The organism is Polynucleobacter sp. Nonnen-W13, assembly GCF_018881735.1.
In the GTDB taxonomy this organism is placed as follows: Bacteria; Pseudomonadota; Gammaproteobacteria; order Burkholderiales; family Burkholderiaceae; genus Polynucleobacter.
The window spans coordinates 307,655-330,650 of the sequence record NZ_JACVPU010000001.1 but is presented as its reverse complement, the minus strand read 5'-3'; the positions used below and the strand labels follow the sequence as shown (position 1 = coordinate 330,650).

General features: G+C 34.2%; 24 protein-coding genes. 4 read left to right on the top strand and 20 right to left on the bottom strand.

Annotation, left to right across the window (positions count from 1 at the left end; all coding sequences use genetic code 11):
* The first annotated feature begins 1 nt into the window (after position 1).
* From ICN27_RS01775 to ICN27_RS01765, 3 genes are read left to right on the top strand one after another with little or no spacing between them, the layout of a single operon-like run.
* The gene (locus ICN27_RS01775) at positions 2-610 is read left to right on the top strand and encodes a hypothetical protein (protein WP_216268745.1); all 609 of its coding nucleotides are present in this window, start codon (positions 2-4) and stop codon (positions 608-610) included.
* Positions 603-1,628 carry a hypothetical protein gene (locus tag ICN27_RS01770; protein WP_216268744.1) on the top strand — a complete coding sequence of 342 codons (1,026 nt, stop codon included), beginning with the start codon at positions 603-605 and terminating at the stop codon, positions 1,626-1,628. The genes ICN27_RS01775 and ICN27_RS01770 overlap by 8 nt, the downstream gene beginning before the upstream one ends.
* Positions 1,625-2,716 (top strand): glycosyltransferase family 9 protein, encoded by a 1,092-nt coding sequence (locus ICN27_RS01765; RefSeq protein WP_216268743.1) that lies wholly within the window; start codon positions 1,625-1,627, stop codon positions 2,714-2,716. The genes ICN27_RS01770 and ICN27_RS01765 overlap by 4 nt, the downstream gene beginning before the upstream one ends.
* On the opposite strand, the gene ICN27_RS01760 is transcribed toward ICN27_RS01765, so the two are convergent.
* The 19 genes from ICN27_RS01760 to ICN27_RS01670 form a co-directional block, all read right to left on the bottom strand.
* Entirely contained in the window at positions 2,690-3,532 is an 843-nt protein-coding gene (locus tag ICN27_RS01760) for a glycosyltransferase (protein WP_216268742.1), read from the bottom strand. The two genes, ICN27_RS01765 and ICN27_RS01760, sit on opposite strands and share 27 nt — an antisense overlap.
* A complete protein-coding gene (locus ICN27_RS01755) occupies positions 3,529-4,380 on the bottom strand; it encodes an alpha-1,2-fucosyltransferase (protein ID WP_216268741.1) in 852 nt (283 codons plus the stop codon). Before ICN27_RS01755 ends, ICN27_RS01760 begins: the two co-directional genes overlap by 4 nt.
* Positions 4,377-5,159, bottom strand: a complete 783-nt coding sequence (locus tag ICN27_RS01750) for a glycosyltransferase (RefSeq protein WP_216268740.1) — start codon at positions 5,157-5,159, stop codon at positions 4,377-4,379. Before ICN27_RS01750 ends, ICN27_RS01755 begins: the two co-directional genes overlap by 4 nt.
* Complete coding sequence (locus tag ICN27_RS01745; RefSeq protein ID WP_216268739.1) at positions 5,152-6,189, bottom strand: EpsG family protein; 1,038 nt, start codon at positions 6,187-6,189, stop codon at positions 5,152-5,154. The genes ICN27_RS01750 and ICN27_RS01745 overlap by 8 nt, the downstream gene beginning before the upstream one ends.
* Positions 6,158-7,120, bottom strand: coding sequence for an alpha-1,2-fucosyltransferase (locus ICN27_RS01740; protein WP_216268738.1), 963 nt, complete (start codon positions 7,118-7,120; stop codon positions 6,158-6,160). The genes ICN27_RS01745 and ICN27_RS01740 overlap by 32 nt, the downstream gene beginning before the upstream one ends.
* Positions 7,107-8,336: an oligosaccharide flippase family protein gene (locus ICN27_RS01735; protein WP_216268737.1), complete on the bottom strand. Its 1,230-nt coding sequence runs from the start codon at positions 8,334-8,336 to the stop codon at positions 7,107-7,109. The genes ICN27_RS01740 and ICN27_RS01735 overlap by 14 nt, the downstream gene beginning before the upstream one ends.
* A complete protein-coding gene (locus ICN27_RS01730; RefSeq protein ID WP_216268736.1) occupies positions 8,336-9,334 on the bottom strand; it encodes a hypothetical protein in 999 nt (332 codons plus the stop codon). The genes ICN27_RS01735 and ICN27_RS01730 overlap by 1 nt, the downstream gene beginning before the upstream one ends.
* Complete coding sequence (locus tag ICN27_RS01725) at positions 9,322-10,056, bottom strand: DUF5672 family protein (RefSeq protein WP_216268735.1); 735 nt, start codon at positions 10,054-10,056, stop codon at positions 9,322-9,324. Before ICN27_RS01725 ends, ICN27_RS01730 begins: the two co-directional genes overlap by 13 nt.
* Complete coding sequence (locus tag ICN27_RS01720; RefSeq protein WP_216268734.1) at positions 10,053-10,895, bottom strand: NAD(P)-dependent oxidoreductase; 843 nt, start codon at positions 10,893-10,895, stop codon at positions 10,053-10,055. The genes ICN27_RS01725 and ICN27_RS01720 overlap by 4 nt, the downstream gene beginning before the upstream one ends.
* A gap of 1 nt (position 10,896) precedes the next feature.
* Positions 10,897-11,433, bottom strand: a complete 537-nt coding sequence (locus ICN27_RS01715; RefSeq protein ID WP_216268733.1) for a dTDP-4-dehydrorhamnose 3,5-epimerase family protein — start codon at positions 11,431-11,433, stop codon at positions 10,897-10,899.
* On the bottom strand, positions 11,434-12,753 hold the full coding sequence (gene rfbH, locus ICN27_RS01710) for a lipopolysaccharide biosynthesis protein RfbH (RefSeq protein ID WP_216268732.1): 1,320 nt from the start codon (positions 12,751-12,753) through the stop codon (positions 11,434-11,436).
* A 6-nt stretch (positions 12,754-12,759) separates the two neighbouring features.
* Complete coding sequence (gene rfbG, locus ICN27_RS01705; protein WP_216268731.1) at positions 12,760-13,845, bottom strand: CDP-glucose 4,6-dehydratase; 1,086 nt, start codon at positions 13,843-13,845, stop codon at positions 12,760-12,762.
* Positions 13,835-14,614 (bottom strand): glucose-1-phosphate cytidylyltransferase, encoded by a 780-nt coding sequence (rfbF, locus tag ICN27_RS01700; protein ID WP_216269233.1) that lies wholly within the window; start codon positions 14,612-14,614, stop codon positions 13,835-13,837. Before rfbF ends, rfbG begins: the two co-directional genes overlap by 11 nt.
* Before the next feature lie 25 nt (positions 14,615-14,639).
* Complete coding sequence (locus tag ICN27_RS01695; protein ID WP_216268730.1) at positions 14,640-15,653, bottom strand: bifunctional 2-polyprenyl-6-hydroxyphenol methylase/3-demethylubiquinol 3-O-methyltransferase UbiG; 1,014 nt, start codon at positions 15,651-15,653, stop codon at positions 14,640-14,642.
* 101 nt (positions 15,654-15,754) lie between these two features.
* Positions 15,755-16,738 carry a GDP-L-fucose synthase gene (locus ICN27_RS01690; protein ID WP_216269232.1) on the bottom strand — a complete coding sequence of 328 codons (984 nt, stop codon included), beginning with the start codon at positions 16,736-16,738 and terminating at the stop codon, positions 15,755-15,757.
* Positions 16,739-16,748: 10 nt separating this feature from the next.
* The gene (gene gmd, locus ICN27_RS01685; RefSeq protein ID WP_216268729.1) at positions 16,749-17,879 is read right to left on the bottom strand and encodes a GDP-mannose 4,6-dehydratase; all 1,131 of its coding nucleotides are present in this window, start codon (positions 17,877-17,879) and stop codon (positions 16,749-16,751) included.
* Between the two features lie 28 nt (positions 17,880-17,907).
* Positions 17,908-19,347, bottom strand: coding sequence for an O-antigen ligase family protein (locus ICN27_RS10475; RefSeq protein WP_216268728.1), 1,440 nt, complete (start codon positions 19,345-19,347; stop codon positions 17,908-17,910).
* Between the two features lie 118 nt (positions 19,348-19,465).
* Complete coding sequence (locus ICN27_RS01675) at positions 19,466-20,443, bottom strand: glycosyltransferase (RefSeq protein ID WP_216268727.1); 978 nt, start codon at positions 20,441-20,443, stop codon at positions 19,466-19,468.
* The gene (locus ICN27_RS01670) at positions 20,440-21,966 is read right to left on the bottom strand and encodes a mannose-1-phosphate guanylyltransferase/mannose-6-phosphate isomerase (RefSeq protein WP_216268726.1); all 1,527 of its coding nucleotides are present in this window, start codon (positions 21,964-21,966) and stop codon (positions 20,440-20,442) included. Before ICN27_RS01670 ends, ICN27_RS01675 begins: the two co-directional genes overlap by 4 nt.
* A gap of 228 nt (positions 21,967-22,194) precedes the next feature.
* Here ICN27_RS01670 and ICN27_RS01665 point away from each other — a divergent pair, with 228 nt between their 5' ends.
* Positions 22,195-22,341, top strand: coding sequence for a hypothetical protein (locus ICN27_RS01665; RefSeq protein WP_216268725.1), 147 nt, complete (start codon positions 22,195-22,197; stop codon positions 22,339-22,341).
* A 24-nt stretch (positions 22,342-22,365) separates the two neighbouring features.
* On the opposite strand, the gene ICN27_RS01660 is transcribed toward ICN27_RS01665, so the two are convergent.
* Positions 22,366-22,905, bottom strand: coding sequence for an HPP family protein (locus tag ICN27_RS01660; protein ID WP_216268724.1), 540 nt, complete (start codon positions 22,903-22,905; stop codon positions 22,366-22,368).
* Positions 22,906-22,996 lie beyond the last annotated feature (91 nt).

Sequence of the window (22,996 nt, the reverse complement as noted above, 5' to 3'; positions counted from 1 at the left end):
ATTGAATATATTAATTTTAGGAAAAAGCTTACATTTTCTAAGTGTAATAAAAAATAGATTTCCAAGAGAGAATATTGTTGTTGTTAACTGGAGGGAAATTGTTAACTCAGAACCTTTGAAAATTCAATTTGATTTAGTATTTATTTGTGGGTACGACTATTCTAGTTATTTAACTACTTATCATGAATATTTTTTAGTGAATATTAAAAGGCCTTACTATTATATTGCTAAAAATATTAATAAAAATACAAAAGTTGTTTACATCTGCACAAGAATAGAGGATGTGCAGCGTACTTTTTCTAGGTATTATTATGCAAAAATTTCTTTGGTAAATTTATTAAAGAAAAAATTTTTAAACTTATATATAATTGAAATTGATACTCTAGTTGATAAAAATAAATTATTGGTTCGCTCTGATATGTTTACTAAACTAATTATGCATATATTAATCAATCTTAAGATAGCTAAAACTACGCATTATGAAGATGTAGATAAGCTGATTTTTGAATCTACCTCTAATTCTTTCTTTAGTTCTAAAATTAGAGGGCAATTTTTACTATATAAAAGAACTGGGTTTATTGATAAATTATTAAGGCTATTTCTTGGCTGATAAAAATATTATTATTGGCTCTGGATTTTCAGCTCATATGCACCATATACTATCCTCAGAGCCGTATCTTCATTATGGGGTTACCAATGGAAATTTTTTATTTAGAAAAAAACTTGATCGAACAATCGAATTTGAGTGTAATAAAATATTTTCCAAAAAATCATTTTCATTTGGAAAATTAAGATTAAATTCAAAATTTATTAAACTACATGACCGGTTAATTGATGGTGGAAATTCAAAAATTTGGGGTGGTTTTTTTGATATAACAAATATTCCTAAATCCATAATTAATAAAATGAAAATAAATGGCATTTTATTAAAAAGAATGTCATTAAATGCAACAGGAAGTTATAGTAATTTTCCCAATATATTTCAATTGCAAAATTGTAATGGTAGTATCTATGATTTTTCAGAAAACAGGTTTGAAATTAAAAATTCATACTTAAATCGTATCAGCATAGATAATAATAAGATAATTCTATATTTTTATAGTGATGTGGGTTGCGATGAAGAACAAATAATATATGCTGATAAGGCTGTCCTTGCAATTGGAACAATACAATTATTAAATGTACTATATAACTCAGACTATTTAAAAGATGGTGACAATATATCCTTAGAGGAATATAAAATGGAATATGCTTTGGGCCCAAGGTTTACCAAAGATTCTACTTCTATTTATTACACATTTATTCGAGCTCTTAACCATTATTTAGGCATAAGAAAAAACTTTAATATATTGAAATTTAGGTTGATAGAACAAAAATTTACAATACAAAAAAATATTATCCACTTTAGAATTGATAAGAATGAAATCTTGCCTTTCAATAACGCTAAATTCGGAAACTCTATACATTACTGTAATCTTAATATTAATAATGTTGATATCAATCATTTTCTCAAAAGTTTGAATCCAAATCTTATTGGTATTGGTATGCCATTTGTAAAGCAGTTAAAGCCTGGTCCAATTTCAAATGACATTGTTTTAGATATTGCTAAGAAGATAAATTACTTATGAATAGTTCAAAACTCATTTTTATTGACTGGCTAGCAGGACTTATTACACTACCAATAATTTTTATTTTCAAGTTTATTAATTTATTCAAAAGAAAAAATAATAATAATAATAATATTTTAATAATAAAATTTTTAGGTGCAGGTAATTTTTTTGCTATAGAAGAATTTTTAAGAGCTCATAATTGCGTTGTTATTACATCGAATACAAATAAGGATGCATTAAATTTTATTCGGTACAATAATAAAGATATTTTCATTAAAACTGATAATATATTTATTCTTGGATATAGCTCTATATCTTCTATTTTTAAACTATTAAAAATGAAATTTGATCACATTATAAATATGGAATCAGAATCCTCATTTGCAAAATTAGTTTCTTGCATTCCATATTCAAATACTGTATCGGCTATTTCCAATAGAAATAAATCTCCAATAGATTACTTACTTTTTAATAACTATATTGTGGCTCCGATTCTTTCAAATAAGAATACAATTATTAATAATCTATATAATTACAAACCAATGGTTAATGATTTAATGGAAATGATTACTATTAATCAAAAAATTAAATTCATCAACAATACCGACTTGCAGATAATAAATAAGATTATTATTGCCCCCACCTGTAGCTCAACTGACTCATTGAGGCGAGTGGAAATAAGAATTTGGAAGAAAATTATTGAAACGCTTTTGAGAAGAGGGGGCTTTAGTATAGATATATTATTTCCCGATACAAATGATATTCAATACGATGATTTCTTACTAATTAGCAAAGAATCCAAACTAAATTTAATAACAACAAATTATAATGAGTTTTGTGACAAAATTAAAAAGTGTGATTTAGTAATCAGCGTTGACTCACAGGCACTTCATTTGGCACAACATTTTAATATTCCAATAATATGTTTTTATGGACCAACTTCTCCCTACGGGGTTAGAATTACTGATGCTGTCTACCCCATAACTAAGTCACTCAACTGTTCTCCGTGTACACATAAATACTTGAAGCTGCCCTGTGATCAAAAAGTATATTGCATGAATTTTACAGACGAAGAAATTTTACACTCTATTAAATTTATCTCTTAAAAGATGCATATATATATATTCCCTTGTGTAACTGGGAAGCATAAAAATAAAACTTCTAATTAGAAAACAAACAAATGAACTGTATAAATTTTTCATGCCAATTGAATGAAAATACATTTGCAATTTAAACTCTGATTTAATATAGTGTAATCCGCCTCTTCTTTTATAGAATCGCTTACCTGTCATTGCAGATATCAGTATTTCGGTACAATTTAAACATAATGCTCCATGGGAAATATATTTTCCCCATAAAGCATAATCTTCCTTAAGGTATACTTCGGGATACCCACCATATTTCTTAAATAAATCAATATTAAATATTACAGACATATGATTGAATGGATTTCGATTTAATAAATATTTCTTAATTTCTAAATCAGATATTGGAACCTTCTTTACTGCAACAATTTTATTGTTTACATCGACTTCATAAATTTGTGATCCTAAAATATCAATACCGTAATTATTCAAATAATCAATTTGAACCTCAAATCTATTTGGATGAGATATATCATCTGCATCGGCTCTTGCTACCCATTGTGTATCAACAAATTCAAGCCCTTGATTTAATGCATATGCCAAACCATAATTTTTGTCGAGCCTAATTATATTAAGTTCATTTTTAAACTTACATATAATCTCTTCAAGTGAGTCAGAAATCTTTCCGTCTACTACAAGAATGATTTTATCTGGTCGAATTGAATTATGTAAAATACTATTTAATGCAGCATTAAATAAATTAGGCTTATCTCCATGATATAAAGCCATAAGTACCGTTAAATCTTTTGATGTAATTTTTTTAACTGAACTAATCATATTTTTATCCATCCATCTAAGGAGATATTAGAGATATTTTTATCTAAGGACCAATTTTTAGGACATATAATTTTTTTATTAGAATTTGGGCCCAATCTTGCAGCCCACCAACTGTAAGAACTATTTGAAATAATCAAATTTGAACACATGCTCATTACATAAAAATCATCAACTGAAGATATATTAATAAATTTAACATTAAATTTCATTAATAAAGAAAAATTATTTTTTACAAAATTTATATCATCAGAAAAAACATAAATTGTTGACTGTTGTGTTATAAGAATATTAATGGCCTCAACATAATATTTTTCGTCACAGACAGCATAAGAATTAATATTTTTATTTGAAAAAAAATCCCCTCTCCGAATATGAACACCAACTGATGAATTCCTAGAAACCTCATCAGCATTATATTTATTTCTATCTGCAATATTCTTATTTACAACAAGACTATTGATAACATCTGGGTCATAAATATTTATAAATTCCAAATCCTGCCAGTATCCATGTAGATAAACATCATCTTGATAAGTACAGATTTGATCGATTTTTTTAAATTCATCAGTGAAAATAAAAGGGAAAAAATTAAATATATTATTTAATCTAATTAATGCAGATCTTACAATAAAATTTAACGTTACAAATTTATATCTAGACTTATTTTTATCTATTAATATTGCTTTTTCAATATTAAATATTTTAAAGATTTCAATATTTCTTTCATAATAATTGTAACTATCGGTAATATATACTACTTTATCGCCCCTTATTTTTGACAATGATTGTGAAAATACATATTGAAAAAGTTGATTACCAAGACCGCCCGATAGATTAGAATAGATCATTTAGAATTATGAAGTAATAATAATATTTTATTAATATAAAAAATTATATCAAAAATAAAATATTTAATTTTATATCGATATCCATGATTATTTGCTAAATACATTAACTCTTGATTTTTAAGCTCATTAAAGTTATTTTTTTTAACGTTATATGTTATTGATTCTATTCTATCAACTTCAGAAACTATTGATTTATTTAGATAATTAACGTTTTTTGTACTCATTAATACTCTATAAAATAAATCAACATCAATAAACCATTTTAATTTAATGTCAAACTCTTGGTAAAATTCACTTCTAATTATTAAGGAGGACATAGATCCAATAAAATTTCTACGTATAATATATGCTATAGAATTATTGATAAAAAATAATTTTAATCTACCAGAGGTATGATTAAATATCTTATTATTTTTTAGTATTTTGTATTTTAATACGAAGACATCACAAGTATAGTGAGATTCAATATCCTTTATTAATAGGTTAATTGTGTTTTTATTCTCAGGAAACTCATCATGATGAATGATCATCGTGTATGCCCCATTTGATGCTTTTAATAATTTATTCCAAGTTTTTGCTGCCCCTATATTAACAGGGTTTAAAATAATTTTAATTTTATAATCTATAAATTTATAAAATTCATAATCTATATCATCTGAATCGTCGCAAATTATTATTTCTAATTTTTCATTATCTACAGGTAAGTTATTTAATATTCTTAATAATCCAGAATAGTAATTATAAACTGGTATTAGTATAGTTAATAGGGGTTTATGCACCAATGAGACTTTTTAATGATAGAATGGAATTTATAAATAAAGATAATACAATTAATCTGAATTCTAATTTATTTAAATTTTGAACCGAAATATAAAATATTAATATCATTGGGTAAACTCCCAATATTCTTGATATCGCCTCGCCGCTACTAGCCGCATATCCAAGTATAGAGACCATCAATACTACTGCACTCATTATACAGTAATTTATTATTAAGATATTATAATTCAATTGAAACTTTTTATTAAATATATAGCTAGTAATTAATAGAATACATCCAACATTAATTGCCAGTATCCTGAGTGGATTTAAATTAGAATATAAGTGCGCACCTCTTATTGAATAATAATTATAAACTGCATAGTTTAATATTATTATAATCATAAATAATATTATTATTATAAATTCTAAATTAATTTTTTTATTTTCATAATAGATTGAAAATCTTTTATTAATCCATAAAAGGCAAAGTGGAATTATTAAAAAGAAGGTTAATGAAATAGCTGTTTCTTTGTGTATAAAAAAACAAGGAATTAATATAGATAGTGCAATTAACTTTGCTGATAATGATTTTTTAAGAAATATATATATTGCCACTAAAAAAAATGCTATACAAAACCCAGCCCTTAGCCGTACCATAAAGAATTCTATAAATATTATAGATGCAGAAATAAATAATACATAATCAAATACAACTAAATCATTATGATATTTCCATTTGCCGATAAAAACCATCATCATACAAGTTGAGATAATGATAATTAATGATCTAAATACACTATATGGCAATTCTAAATATGAAACAGTCTTTATAAATAATACAAATATTGGGCCTATATTGCTATTAGTTAACATCTCCCCAGTTTGATTATAAATATTCATATAAGCTTCATAGTCAGGCAAGTAATCGCTTGAATATATGAAATTTATTAACAATACAAAGAGGAGCGACAAACTTAATGCATTAATTTCTTTCTTCAAAATTAGCATAGGATACTTAGCCAATGATTCTTGGGAATATTCTTCCAATTATTTTTTTAAGTATTTGCCTATAATTGTAGGGAATAATTTCTCTTAAATTCTTTCTTATGCACTGCTCTCTTTTGACTTTAACGATATAGTTATTTTTGTAATATAAAATACTATTATCCACACTAATTTTAGCGGCCTGATTATCTATTATTTTTCCATTTTTTCCAATCCATTTAAATTCATCATAGAAATTTGCTGGACTTGCCCATCTCAATGATTGGTTATGTCTGCCCCAGTATTCCGGTGCTAATGTTATTTTTTTATTATCACTCAACGCGACAGGAAAATATCCCCAACTTGAATTTGAAATGACTGCATATTTAGCGTCATAAAGATCGAAAAAATCATCCGTCATATTTCCTTCATAAATTTTTATGGCTGGGAGGATTGACTTTACATATTGATCATCATCTGATACTGCGACAAAATTATTTATTCCATAATTTTCTTTAAGTATATTTATCGCTGCGTACCAATAACTTTGGGGCAAAATTAAATTCTTATGCCTTTTATACTCACCGCCTCTTACATATAAAACTGCAGTATTTTTGTCAATCCGGGACGCCTGCTTCCTTGGTGAAAGTGTTAGATACTTTCTTAATAATTTTCGATCATTTAAGAAGTATTTTTCAGATTGAAAATTTCCCTTTATTTCAATATTTCCATTAAGTTCGAGGAAACTTGGATCATAATCAGAAATAAAAGTATTTAATTCATGATCATAAAATGTTTCTTCGGTAAAAATTTGATGCTGAATAGCCTCATCATACATTCCCATATCAAGAGAAAATATATCATGCCCCTTAAATTTTTCTGGGGATTTAATTGCGAATCCAATGTTTAACCTATCAGCAATTGCCCTTGTAGCTACATATGTCCAAAGTTGATTACCCAACCCCTGTCCTTCATAAAATTCAGAAACTACCATTTCTTTCCTTTTTCATCATAAAGAAAATTAAAAATAATATAAAAAATTCAGATATTAAACTTGAATATGCTGCACCCAATAATTCATATTGATAAATCATTGCCAAGGAAATTATTCCAGAAAATAAAAAAGTATGATATTTAATTCTAATTAAAAGCCGATCCTTGCCGGATGGAATAATTACTTGATAAATCATGAACTCTGATATAGTTATTATTGGTACTGTAATTAATAAAATATTAAATATTAATTTTGTATTTTCAAAATTATCAACTTTAAAAAATTGTAAAATATATTCAGAGTAAATCCAAGAAATTATTACTTCAGTTATTGAAACTAATAAAATACCCACTCCGGAAATAATGAGGAATTTTTTGATCGACTTATAATTTATTGAGTATAACTCACACATTTTAGGATAAAGTGTATGAGTTATTGGATGGGTAACTTGTATTAATCCGCTTCTTATTCTGTCTACAACGCTATAAATACCAAGCATAGAATTAAAATTATATAGGCCCATTAAAAAAGGAATTGTTGTATTAAATAACAGAGACCATATATTTGATGTAAACAAGGGCCACTCCCTCCTCAACTCTTTAAATGAATTAAAAAGTGATACTGGTACAAGTTTTATTTTAAATTTAGATTTAATTATGACCTGGGACACCAAACCAAAAAATATTCCAGTCACACCATAAATTACAAAATACTTATAGCTAGAATTAATATCCCCCACATAAGCGAATATTAATGGAACCGCAACTAATTTTTGGAGCATTTGCAACAACACCATGATATATGATTCGCCGACTCCATAGTAGAACCAAGATGAGATGAGGAAACTTGATGGAATCATAAGAATTCCAAAAAGATATAATTTATTTTCCCAATTTATTACTGCATATATTAACGATATTAATATTACAATATTCAATATTAATAATTTTGAGAAAAATATATTTGAATAAATAATACTAATTTTATTTTTATCATCTTTAAATTGGCTCACAACCCTGACCCCAGATATATTATATGACCAATCAGTAACCCATACTCCATAATTAATTAAGATCTGAATAAAGACTATTTTTCCCCACTCTTCTATACCCAATACGCTTATTAAGTGCGGTAATACAATTAGATTAAGTCCAAAGTTGATGACATTAATACCCCCTAAAAAAGAAATATTAACTATAAATTTATTTAAGCCCATCACTCTATTGATATAGACTTAATTTTTCTTTTTATTCTATTTATTGTATTTACTATTATTAAAAAAATAAGTTTTATCGATATTTTTTTTTCTAATTTTATTTCATTATCTGAAATTAATTCTTTTTTCATGCTAATCAAATCCGACATTTTTTTATCATATATATTTTCACTATATATATCTACTTTCTGCATCTTTGTTCCGTGCTCACGTAAAAAAATATCTTGCCCTGTTTTTATTCTATCCTCTAAATTGTTTATCACAATACTAGTATTCATTTCTTGGTGACCCCATTGCTCTATCTTACTTTTTATTGCTGCAATTCCTCCACAATTTGTAAAATGGTAGCCACCATTTTTCACAGGAAATTTAGTTATATTTCTATTTTTTTTAGAATCATACCTTAAATCATTTAGTGATATATTTTTCAGCTTAATGTATTTTAAGACATTGCTTCCAATCCAATTATTAGAATAGTAATAATTTAAAAAATATCTAAATTCTTTTTGTATAAAATAGTACCCATATTCATCACTTATTTTCGAATACATACTATTCATATTATCTATATTAGGAATCTCATCAAGATCTGATATTATTATCAAATCCTCATCTTTTGCTATATTACTTAATGGTATGTGAATACATTCCCTATGATAGGTATCTAATACCCAGTGTATTTGTTTTTTTGAATATCTATTATTAGCCTCTAAGAAATTTAATATTTTAAGCTGAACATCATTACCAATAGATAAATTATCCCTTAAATCATCATAGCTCGAATAAAACTCATCAATTTTATAATAAACAATCTTATGTAAATACTTTTTATATCTTTCTTTGTTTAATTCGAATATATATTCTTTAGATACACCACTAAATGCTTGTTTAGATTCGACAATAACAAATATATCAACATTATTATTCAGATAATCTAATCGAATATCTAATAATTCCAATTCTTGAAAAAATAAAAAGCAATCTATTACTTTAGCCATCTAAAAAATACCTTCTTAAATTGTTGTAATTTAAAACTTATTTTTTTATACTCTCCAAACTTTGGATATTTTGAATTTTCTCCGATCCATTTATGGAAAGCAAAGGGCTCTACCCCTCTATTTTCTGGAATAGGATATTCTCTTGAAAACTTTATTGCGATATCTAGAGGTGCATATTTAATTCCGTGATTTTCTAATATATGTTTTTTTTGAGCACATAAGTATCCATCCTCATGTTCGTATCCCAATCTAAAATGACTCCACTCCAGTCCCAGCTTAGATGGAAGAGATAGAAGCTTCATGCTTCTTAACGATACGCTATTTCCGACCCTACAAATGTTTCCATATGCATCCTTATTTGTGTAATTATCATTTGGAAGTTCCCATGGGGCGCCAATGAAATCATAATCAAAGAATTTATTATCCCATTGTTGTGGATTTACGATGAATCCGTCTGGATGTATTAATATTATAAAATCTGTATCAATATATTTATACAATTCAAATACAATAAATTTTCCCCAGTCCCCGACACTTTTGAAATCATTAATTTTTATATTTATAATTCCATCAATATTGCTATCATCTAATGTTGATAATAACTTTACAGCACCATATGAAATCTCGCGCATACTGTATTTTAGAGCTTCAATAGCTTCTTTTTGTTTTGTTGTTGCTACGCATACTAATGTAACATTCAGTAAATTAATATTCCCACTCATAGAATGCTTTTTTTGTCTGAAAAAATACTCATTACTTCATGTGGACTATATTTTTTAGCTCCAATTAATAGCCTCCCCTCTCCTCGCCAATAATTCCACCAATAGTCCGCAAATTCCTTTATTTTTTGCGGCTTTCCTGAAGCTATATGCCAAATTCTTGGATTGCCATCTTTCACATCATTAAATTCAAGTGCTTTAACAATTTTCCGTGTAACCTGGCTAACGCTGATAAAGTCTCGAATTTGTTCACCGGGCGTAATTTCAAGATCTAATCCCGCTTGTGCTGCATTTTTTATGGAGGGCCACAATCTTGAACTCTGCTCACCTTCTCCGTAGACCTGAAACAGCCTTAAAATTTGAAGTTTTATATTCGCATCCCTAGCAAAGGATATAAACGCATTCGATGCTAGTGCTTTTGAAATTGGGTATGTATTTATCGGTACCAGTGGATCAGTGACAGAAAACCCACTCCCCTTGTCCACCATCTCGCCATACTCAAAGCAAGATCCCAACACTATAAATTTTTTTACGCCTGCCTCATATGCTTGTTTAACGCACTTAACTGAAGCATAAACATTCCAATATATGCAATTCTCAAGATTATCATATGGTGTGTTTGCTGTATGCGATGCCGCATGTATTAGCACATCTATACCTTCAAATGCCCCTTTGAAGTTACTATCTAATTCACCCTCTATCCATTTAATTTTATTTATAGTATTTATTCTGGGCTTACTGTTGCTTCTCCTTAATCCAACCACCTCATGACCAGCTTCATATAGTTCATTTATTAAGTTTGAGCCAATAAATCCAGTTGCCCCGGTTACAAATATCTTCATGTTAGAAAGGGCTTTTATACTGGCTTAAGGCTGGGTGCCCTCTATCTCTTTCAGATACTGTTATGCTGTCAGAATCACCCCAATCAAAATCAATGCTATCCCATCTAACACCGAAATCATGTTGAGCCGAATATTCCTCGGATACCCTATATACCATTATGTTATTTGAATCCAACCCCTTAAAACCATGCGCAACCCCACTTGGTATAGACAGGAGATATGGTAGATTTTCCGAAAGCTCAACACTTACTGTCTTACCATAGTTACTACCAGCTCTTAGATCCACCAATACATCTTTTACCCTTCCAGCCACACAATAAACCTGCTTAATGTGATCGTATGGAGGTACCTGAAAATGCATACCTCTCACAACATTCTTTTTTGAGCAAGAGTAGTATTCTTCTTTAATTTCTAGATTTATCTTCTTATTTTCAAAATCAAATCTGGAGTAGGTTTTCACAAACATCCCCCTGTTATCTACAATTGCACTAGATTCAATTAAATAAGCTTGGGGCAAGAGCTCTGAAATTATCTGCATCTAGAAACGTGTCCCTAGATAGGTTTCTATTTTTTCTACAGAGTACTCTAGCATTTGGTCAGATAAAGCTGGCTGCAAGCCAATCCAAAAAGTATTTTCCATCACTGTATTTGTATTATTAAGTGATCCACCTATCTTATAATTTTGTTTTTGCATGTATGGCTGCTTAGTTATATTGCCAGCAAATAATAGCCTAGAGCCAATTTTATTTTGATCTAAATAACTCAATAAATCGGTTCTACTGACTGGTGACCCTTGCCTCAGGGTAATCGGGAAGCCAAACCAAGATGGGTCTGAATTTAACGTTTTCTCTGGTAGGATTAAATATTCTTCAGAATTTTTTAACAATTCTTTTAAGTGAATAAAATTGCTTTTTCTTTTGTCTATGAAGCTTTTTAATTTTTCGATCTGCGCTAAACCACATGCAGCCTGCATGTCTGTTATTTTTAAGTTATAACCAAGATGAGAGTATATGTACTTGTGATCATATCCCTCTGGTAAGCCTCCAAGCTTCCAACAAAAGCGCTTATTGCATGTATTGTCTTTGCCTGGCGGACAGTAACAGTCCCTACCCCAGTCCCTAAAACTCTCAGCAATCTTAATAAGCTCTGAATTATTAGTGAAAACTGCACCGCCTTCACCCATAGTTATGTGATGTGCGGGGTAAAAACTTAGGGTTCCAATATCACCAAACGTTCCAACCATTCTCCCTTCATAGGTTGAACCCAGTGCGTCACAGCAATCCTCTATCAACCATAGATTATATTTTTTACACAGCCCAACTATCTCATTAAGGTTAAATGGATTACCTAGGGTGTGGGCAAGCATTATTGCCTTAGTTTTATGATTAATTAGAGGCTCAATAGTTTCGGCTTTAATATTATAGGTCGCTAATTCAATGTCAAAAAAGACCGGTATGGCTCCAAATTGAATTATTGGATTTACTGTTGTGGGAAATCCAGCGGCAACTGATATAACCTCGTCACCTGGTTTTATTGCTCGCTCTCCTAGCCTCTCACTTGTTAATGTATTAAAAGCAACTAAATTTGCAGATGAGCCTGAGTTTACTGTGATTAGATTTTTTATCCCAATAAATTTTGCTAACTGATTCTCAAATAATTCATTAAATCTACCCGCCGTTAACCATCCATCCAATGATGCATCCACCATATTTTCCAACTCTTTCGCATCAATTAATTTTCCTGATGGCGGAATTATTGTCTCACCCGGCTTAAATACGCTTTCCTTAAAGTTTTCTTCTGAATATTTTCTTACAAGAGCCCTAATCTCTTCTCTATATTGATCTTTTTTATTTGTCATTTTAAATTATCGCTTATCTTTCATTAAACTCATGTAGTGATCTATTTGATCTTCTGATACAAGGCGTGGGGATTCTCCATTTGTAAATCTTCGATTCCATTCGACAATCAACTGCAATGCATCGATTAATTTTACTTTTGGCTCCCAGCATAATTTTGACTTTATTTTTGAAGTATCTAACTTTAAATACATCGCCTCATGGTTTTCATTGCCGCCATCAATTCTCCTTTTTATTTTTTTCTCAAAGAACTCAGACATCCTTTCGACTATCCATCCTACAGTTTGTACATCATTATCTTGAGGCCCAATATTCCAGGCCTGCCCATACTCAATACCGGATTCATACATTTTTTCTGCCAACTCTAAATATGCCCCCAGCGGCTCTAATACAAATTGCCATGGCCGAATTGAACTAGGGTTTCGAATAGCTAGCATTTCATTTTTATTGTATGCATCTAGAATGTCAGGAATTAATCTATTTTCAGACCAATCACCCCCACCAATAACATTTCCTGCTCTAGCAGTTGATATTACGACTGAATGCTTATTATTAAACTCACTAGGATTAAAAAAAGAATTTCTATATGCTGATGTTACCAACTCAGAGCATCCTTTACTGCTGCTATATGGATCCCATCCACCCATTGCCTCATTCTCCCTGTAGCCCCAGAACCATTCCTTATTTTCATAGCACTTATCAGTCGTTACATTGATTACAACCTTAACACTATCAGACATTCTTGATGCTTCCAGTATATTTACTGTACCCATAATATTGGTGCTATAGGTATTTACGGGTGATTTGTATGACTCTAGTACCAAGGCCTGTGCTGCCATATGAATTATGATCTCGGGCTTAAATTCCTTAACTTCAATGCACAGCCTTTCAAAATTCCTAATATCAGCTAATATTGAGGCCATGCCCTTATCAACACATGCCATCTCAAATAAATTTGATTTAGACGATGGGGGCAATGAAAATCCCAAAATATCAGCCCCCATTTTTTGCAGCCATAGGCACAACCATGCACCCTTAAAACCTGTATGGCCAGTCACTAAAACACGCTTTTTATACCAAAAATTAGCGTTCATCCCACACCTTCCATGGTGATCCCGTTTGCCATAATTCCTCTAGATGCACTTTATCTCGTAAAGTATCCATTGGCTGCCAAAACCCAGTATGCTCAAAGACTTTCAAATTCCTAGATCTTGCCAACTCTTGCATCGGCTCTTTCTCCCAAATAGTGTCGTCATTAGAAATTAATTCAATCACCTTTGGAGATAGTACAAAATACCCGCCATTAATCATCCCGCCGTCGCCTATTGGTTTTTCGGTAAAGCTGTTAACGAAATGTTGGTCGCCAACATCTAGCGCACCAAACCTTCCCGGAGGATAGACACCAGTAACTGTCGCCAATAAACCATGGCGCTTATGATAGGCAATTAAATCAGCAATATTTGCATTGATGAGTCCATCGCCATAAGTGAAACAGAACAAGTCTTCTGATTCTATATACGGCAGGACTCTTTTCAACCTTCCACCTGTCATAGATTGATCCCCAGTATCAACCAATGTAACTTTCCAAGGCTCTAAATATTTGTGATGGACATGTATTGAATTTTTTACAATGTCAAATGTCACATCAGAATTGTGCAAAAAATAATTTGCAAAATATTCTTTGATAACATAGCCCTTGTACCCACAACAAATAATGAATTCATTTATTCCATAGTGAGAATACGTCTTCATGATGTGCCAAATAATCGGCTTTCCACCAATTTCTATCATCGGCTTAGGCTTATTGGAGGTTTCCTCAGAAAATCTCGTGCCCAAACCGCCAGCTAATATTACTGCCTTTATATTCATTTTCTTTAACCATTAATAATTATTTTTTTATACATAATAAAGTTATTATATCAACTTCGTCGCAAGAAAATACCAAATCTTTAATATTGTTTATTTTTAGATAATCTAAAAAAGTAGATTTACTAGATCTTCGTTGAATTCTCATTGACTCCATTGCAGTTTGTTGCTTTTTATAAGAAAAATCAATTACCTCAAATCCCAATTTGAGAAGAGTTTTTTTAATATATTTAATGCTTGGGATTGCAATATGCCTTGGAGCCTCTAATCCACGCCAACATTCTGCAAAAAAGTACCGCATATAACTTGTTGAGTTGGGCATTGAAATAATAAAGTAACCACCATGCCTTAAATTATTGCTTATTGAATTTAGGAAATTTATTGGGTCATAAAGATGCTCCAATATGTGGGATGCATGAATAACATCGTAAGTTAATGGATGATCATTAACATAGGAGTAATTTGATTCTATTGCATGAAGCCCAAGATTACGACATAATGTGACCGATTCTGGGGATAAATCAATACCAAGAGATTCCCATCTAAGCTCATTGGTAGCATAATCCAGAACTCTTCCCCCGCCACAACCTATATCAAGAAATTTTATTTTTTTAACCCCTGAATTAGATATATAATCCACAATGCGGTTTGAAATTGGAAATTCCCCAATATATTTAGGTGAAAAATTTATCAAAGGGGCTAAGAGATAAAGTTTGCTTAAATAAAATAATTTCTTAGACAAGTAGTTATATATATATTTCAGTAATCTTCTAGACCAGATAATAATATCTGGATTAACATTGGAGTCGAAATAGCCAATATAAGCTTTGTCTATATATTCAAACTTGGGCCTAGGGCTTAGATACAGCGATGCACACGAAAGGCAGCTCCAGTATGTCCAGAGATTTTCTATTATTCCAAATGACCAGTCTCCAACATTAGCATGTGCAATTTCTCTTTTTTTTGATCTGCAGTAGGGACACTCATCAACCTCTTCTAGCTGCTGAGCACTATATAAATAACCTTTTTTTTTCATACTTTTTATTGAATTTTTTAATCTAAACACATGTTTACAAGTTACATTTTTAACCCCCATTCCAGCCAATAATCTTTGAGACTTCTTATCTACAATCTCTATCAGCTATCTTGGAATCGCAGTTCTTTAAATGCTAAATAGGCCTCAACCAATCCGCACTCTAGTTTTATCTTTGGCTGCCAACCTAATTGCCTTATTTTTTTTGAATCCAATAGCTTTCTTGGTGCGCCATCTGAATAAGTGGGGTCGAATTCAATTTTGCCATTAAATTCCACTACCTTTGCAATTAGTAGCGCCAAGTCTTTTATAGTAATTTCTTGTCCCGAGCCCACATTTAGATGGCTTTGCATCTCACGAACAACCGAGTAATATTTTTTAGCCTTTAATGCCATTATGAATACGGCAGCTTCTGCCAAATCATCTGCGGCAAGAAACTCTCTTTTTGCGATGCCGGTACCCCATACCTTAACAACGCCTAAACCCTTTTTTTTTGCATCGTGAAATCTTCTAATTAAACCGGGAATTACGTGACTATTATCTTGGTGGTAATTATCACCAGGGCCATATAAGTTTGTTGGCATGATTGAGCGATAGTCAATCTGATGGCTTTTACCATACTGGCGGTTATAACTTTCGCACAATTTAATACCTGCGATTTTGGCAATTGCATAAGGCTCATTCGTTTCTTCCAAATTTCCAGTAAGTAGTGCATCCTCCATCATTGGCTGCGGAGATAACTTAGGGTAGATACAGCTCGAACCTAAGAACAGCATTTTTTTTACACCAGTCTCAAATGCTTGATGAATAATATTAGCTTCGATCATCAAGTTTTGATAAATAAATTCGGCTGGATAGGTATTATTTGCATAAATGCCCCCTACCTTGGCCGCCGCCAAATAGACTTGACAGGGCCGTTCAAGCTCAAAGAAAGCCTTTACTGCTGCTTGATTAGTTAAATCTAACTCCGAATGGGTTCTTGTAACAATATTTTGAAAGCCCTTGGCTTGCAAATTACGCACGATGGCTGAGCCCACCATACCACGATGGCCTGCCACATAAATCTTTTGACTCAAATCAATGCTCATCATCTGGCGATTAACTCTCTTTACCTACAGCCACCGTGTAACCATGCTTATGAAGTAATGCATGCTGCTTAGCCCGGTCTAAGTCGTTAGCCACCATTTCAACGATCATTTGATCAAGCGTAATTTCCGGGCTCCAGCCTAGTTTTTCTTTGGCTTTCGCTGGGTCACCCAGAAGGGTTTCGACTTCTGTAGGTCGATAGTAACGCGGATCAATTCTCACAATTACATCACCTACCTTTAAGGCCGGCGCTCTATCGCCGTCAATGTAAGCCACGATCGCCTTTTCATTTTCAGCGGCGCCTTCAAACCTTAATTCAATACCGAGCTCCTTGGCACTACGCGTAATAAATTCACGAACAGTAAACTGCACTCCAGTGGCAATTACAAAATCTTCTGGCTTATCTTGCTGGAGCATGAGCCATTGCATGCGGACATAATCTTTTGCATGACCCCAGTCACGTAGCGCGTCGATATTGCCCATATATAAGCACTTCTCCAAGCCCTGAGTAATATTAGCCAAACCACGAGTTACTTTTCGAGTCACAAAAGTTTCTCCACGGCGCTTAGACTCATGATTAAATAAAATGCCATTGCAGGCATAGATACCATAAGCCTCACGGTAATTTACAGTGATCCAATAGGCATACATCTTAGCTACCGCATAAGGACTTCGCGGATAAAATGGAGTAGTCTCTTTCTGCGGAGACTCTTGAACTAAACCATATAACTCTGAAGTGGAGGCTTGATAAAATCGGGTCTTTTTTTCCAAACCCAAAATACGAATCGCCTCAAGCATTCTTAGGGGGCCCATTGCGTCTACATCGGCGGTGTACTCTGGAGATTCAAAAGAGACTGCTACGTGGGACTGTGCACCCAAGTTGTATAACTCATCAGGCTGACATTCTTGAATAATGCGAACCAGATTGCTGGTATCAGTTAAATCGCCATAATGGAGAATTAAATCCGGATGATTGACGTGGGGATCTTGATAAAGATGATCAATTCTCTCGGTATTAAAAGAAGAGGCGCGGCGTTTTATCCCATGAACAATATAGCCTTTTTCCAAGAGGAATTCCGCCAAATACGACCCATCTTGGCCGGTGATACCTGTAATCAAGGCTACTTTTTTTCTGCCAATCATCTCAATTCCACCAAAAAGAAACTATCATCTAACTGAAAGGCTTAGAACACGCAGGAGCTGAGGAGGCCTTGCATCTTAAAGGGCAATTTAAGCCCAAACCTGCCACCCATAAAATCATAAACACCAGCGTATCAATATAAATGGACTGAGAAACCTCAGTGGTAGTCATTAAAAGCGCAATACTAGAAATGATCCAGAGGGCTGCATTACCCCAAAAACGATACGTCGCATGCAAGGCATTATTTAATGCCACTACTCCGGCGAGAAATAATAGAAGCACCCCTGGAATGCCAATACCTAAAGTGAGATCAAGCCAAGCGCTATGCGCTTGAAATAAGATGGAGTCAGGCCACTTATCTTTGCCATAATAGCCAAATGATTTATATATCAGACCATAACCCAGGGGAAGCTCGCCTATCATTCCAGTAACCACCTGAGCCCATGTAGCACGCTCGTAATTCGTTGGAGACACCTCTCTACCTAAGTCGTTTATAGGATAACCCCTGGATCCATAATACTTCCAGGAATCAATCTCCTCCAGTTGCCCAGCAACTCTAAGGTCGGCAGCTAGGGTCTTCCAGGAATCATTTTGCTTTAGGTGAGCCATCCCAACAAAGGTTAATCCAGCCACTGCAAGAAAAATAATGGCACTATCACGCCAACTCCAGCGAGCTTTTCTAATCAGGGTGATTTTAACCAACGTTACAGCTATAAGAATTATTGAGTATACAAAACCATTTTTAGTGTTTTCAAGATAAAAGACAGTCAGCACAGCAACAATAGTGCCAACATAGAGAAGGCTTAATAAAAAAGGGGGCGGTGTTTTTTGATTTACCAAGCGAATGCATTGGCCACAGGCTAGAGCTAAGGAAGGTAAACAAAAAAATACAGCGCTCATTTTAGTGATGTGCCAAGTTGAAGGTGCAGGCAAATGCATTGCGAAATTTGGTAACTGCCAATCGAATTTGGCTGCCAACAACATTAATAAGGTTCGTGCTAAATAAATGGCCGTTGGAGCAACCATGCCCGCATAAAAAATCCACCAAGCTTTTTTATTCCTAGTCACAACAGTCTCTTCACGCATAGTCTCATGATTACATAGGCAACTAAGTGCGATACCTAGGCCAATTGCGAATGGTGCACCCCAAGCAATCCGCTTCCAAATGGTGAAATACTCTTTTAGTTGCAGCTCATATTGATGACTCAAGAAAAATAGGTGGAATGTGATCCAGGCAAACAGGATTCCAATTAAATAGATTGGTATTGCTAATCTCGTTTTAAAAAGGGCGCCGTTCTGACTCATAACATAAAGACCCAATAGGGAACCAAATGTTAACAATATTTGACGCAAGGCAATCGTATGCGGCTGAATCCAAATGGCCCATAAAAATGCAAATAAACTAACCAAGGTGATCTTAAGTAGACCAGATAGATCGCGAGCATGATTTTGAGTGGGGCGAGATGTCACCTGTTGAATACTTTCGGCGTGATAAAGCGACGCATAAACTTTGGACTGAATGCGCAAAGTATTAAATGATAGTTAACAATAAATATAATCATAAGTTTGTCTGCCGCACTCGAACAGATCAGTAATTATCTCTTAGTATACGCAAAAAATCCCGTACTCCATGCGCAACAGCAAGGGCTGGGTAGAAAAAATAATATCGTGAGTAACGGCGCTTATCCTCTACAGGAACTGCCTTATTACGCCAGAACTCTCTGAAAGCTTTGAGCGATACCGGTCCTTTAAATAGTTTCGTAATAGGAGTGAGATAGGCCACCCTCTCCATAACCCAAGACCCTATGATTAACTGCTTTCCAAGGAGCGTGGCATCACCCAGAAATTGTTGCACTTCTGCAAGCTCATTAGTTGCATCACGAAGAATACTCGAACGTCTATAACCAAACCTAAACCCCGTTACCTGAGTCACCCCACCCTGACGATGGCAAACCAAATTTTCTGGAAGACGAATAGCTCCCCCCATCAAGATTGCCCTAAAGACTAGGCACTGATCCTCATAAAGCAATTCACTATTTAAGGGCGCCAGATTAAGCAACCTTCTGGTAACCATATGACTTGCGCCAAAAAAGAAGGGGCGTCGCTCAAACCATTTCTCGATAGTCCAGGCTTCCAAATCATCACTCTTTTTGGAACCTAAGATAGTTCCGTCACAACCCATATCAAAGGCATCTGTAGCAACCAAGTCATACCGCTGCCGAGTGTCACACCAGAATTGAATAGTTTTAGTGCAGCGTTCTGGTAATGAAATGTCATCACCGGCTGCCATAAATATTAAATCACCAGAGGATTGCTGAACGCCAGCCGCATAATTACTAACAATCCCAATATTGCTATGGTTGCGAGACAAAATGATCTTTTTGGACCCCCGATAACTATCAGCAAGCGTCTGAATTTTTTTCCAAGTGGCATCACTAGAACAATCGTCACTCACAACAATTTCAAGATCATCCATATCTTGATTTAAAAGACTGAGAAAAGCTTCTTCAACAAATTGCTCTTGGTTATAGGTCAGGAGAATGACTGAGGCTTTTGGGGATGTCATTGAGAGCTCCTGCCATAGCTGTCCTCAAAGCGCACAATGTCATCTTCACCCAAGTAACTACCAGACTGCACTTCAATAATTTCTAGCGGGTCATTACCAGGATTTGCTAAACGATGGGTTTGTCCCTGGGGGATGTAAGTACTTTGATTTTCTATCAGAGTGATCACTTGATCGCCGTTAGTAATCTCTGCAACACCTTTAACAACAATCCAATGCTCTGCACGGTGGCGGTGCATTTGTAATGAGAGGCTTGCGCCAGGTTTTACTTGGATACGTTTTACTTTAAAGCGCTCACCCTCATCCACACTGTCATACCAACCCCAAGGTCTTGCCACTTTGCGATGGAGATTCTTTTCTTCGCGCTTTTGAGCTTCGAGCTGATTGACGATGTGTTTAACGTCTTGACTATTTTTTCTGTCAGCAACTAAGACCGCATCGGCGGTTTCAACAATAATGAGATTGTCGACACCAACAGCACTGACCAGTCTACTGCTTGAATGAATCAGTGAGTTCCTAGAATTACTTGCTATAGCATCACCACTGGTGACGTTGCCATTTTTATCTTGCTTGCCAACTTGCCATACGGCATCCCAAGCACCTAGATCATTCCAACCTGCATTGAGCTCAACCATCTTGACATTGAACTTGTTTGACTCGGGGCACTTCTCAATAACCGCGTAGTCGATGGATTCGCTCGGAATGGTTTGAAAGATTTCTTTATCAGGGCGAATGAATTTGGTTTGCCCAGCTTCATCTGAAGTTCTAGCAACCCAGGCGGCTTCTGTAGCCCCAAAGATATCTGGACGAAATTCTTTTAAAGCAGACAGCCAGGTGCTCGCACGCATCACGAACATACCACTATTCCACAAATAGTTGCCATCGGCCAAATACGTTTCCGCTGTTTGAGTATTGGGCTTTTCTACAAAGCGCTCTACAGTGTATTCACCATGACTGCCGATCTTGGCATTACGCTTGATATAGCCATAACCTGTTTCTGGTGCAGTGGGTGTAATGCCTAAGATAGCAATCGTTTGTTTACTGTCATCGGTATTCACAACGGCAACACAATCTTGTAATGCCTTAACAAAAGCCGCTTGATTTTGAATGGTTTGATCGGCTGGAGTGATCACCAAAATAGGGTCAATTTCACCAGCATCGTTCGCCTGAAAAGCAGTCAAAGTTAAAGCAGGCGCCGTATTACGGCCCACCGACTCCAGCAATAAAGTCGCATAAATGTCTTTTAACTCTCGCAATTGGTCTAGCGCCAAAAATCGATGTTCTTCATTGGTAACGATCAGCGTAGAACCCAATTCAATAGAGGCGTCTTTAGCTCCACCCTGGTGCCCGCCAATAGCATTGATACGTTGGATTGCTTGTTGAAACAAACTCTGATTAGAGTCATCACCTGAAAGCACTAAAAATTGCTTTGGGAACCCTGAACGAGATAAAGGCCAAAGACGCGTTCCAGAGCCGCCACACAGAATGACTGGAATAACCGAAATGGTAGATATGGCGTTGGTCATGTGGTGGTGAGTAAAACCCTTATGCTTTTTGTATGCTTTTTGCGAATAAGTGATGATTTTAAATGGTTTATGAACACAATTTAGCTTTATTGGGATTTACACAGATTTAAAGAATTTATTAGAATCAAAGCAGGAAAGTGATAGTTATAAATCGTCCCTTGAACCCAGCATGGCTAGCAAAAAGTGTATTTGGATGCTGGATCTATAACCAAAACTATTGGAGTCAACATGTCAGCCGGAAACATCCCAAAAATTAATGTTCGCAACTCAGTCATCGAGTGTGCTCAATCCCTGAAAAAAGAAAACGCAGGCAAACATCACAACTATGGCATCAAAGACTGCATTATCTCGATTGCAGCCACCAAGCAAAAATAATTATCAGCACTTGTTTTTAATAGATTAATTTGGTCTATTGGGGTATGGTTTACCGGTTAAATTGCTGTAAACCGCCCCAGCCAAAACCAATAAGACCGAATCCACCATAACCGGGAAAAATGCATAGCGGTAATGCACGACATGCCCCAGCACCACAATCAGAGCAACTGCTGCTGCAGGTGGGTGCAGGCAACGCAAAACAAACATGCCCAAAATAGATAGACTAGCGGCTAGCGGCATTGCCAAAAGAGGCTCATTCGTTAGGTGAATTACCGAAATTCCGACCAATGCAGAGAGGGTATTTCCGGCGATAACTGCCCAAGGTTGAGCCATGGGGCTCTGCGGCAAGGCAAAAACCAGTAAGGCACTTGCGCCTAGAGAGGCCGTGAGCCATTCATCAAGACCACTAAGCTCACCAAGGAACTTGGCAGCAGTAAGCACTAACATCAGGCCAATAAAAGCCCCTATAACGGACCGAATTCTCTCAATCCAGGGCACGTGTGGCTGATCACCACCCAGGTAAAAGGAGTAGCGCTTGAGTAGGTTCTTGTACTGATGTCTCATGCTTTTTCTAATGATCTGTCCAGGCAATCATAAACTTGCGCTCAATTGAAGCAAATCCAAAGACCCAATAAAAAAGCTGCCGAAGCAGCTT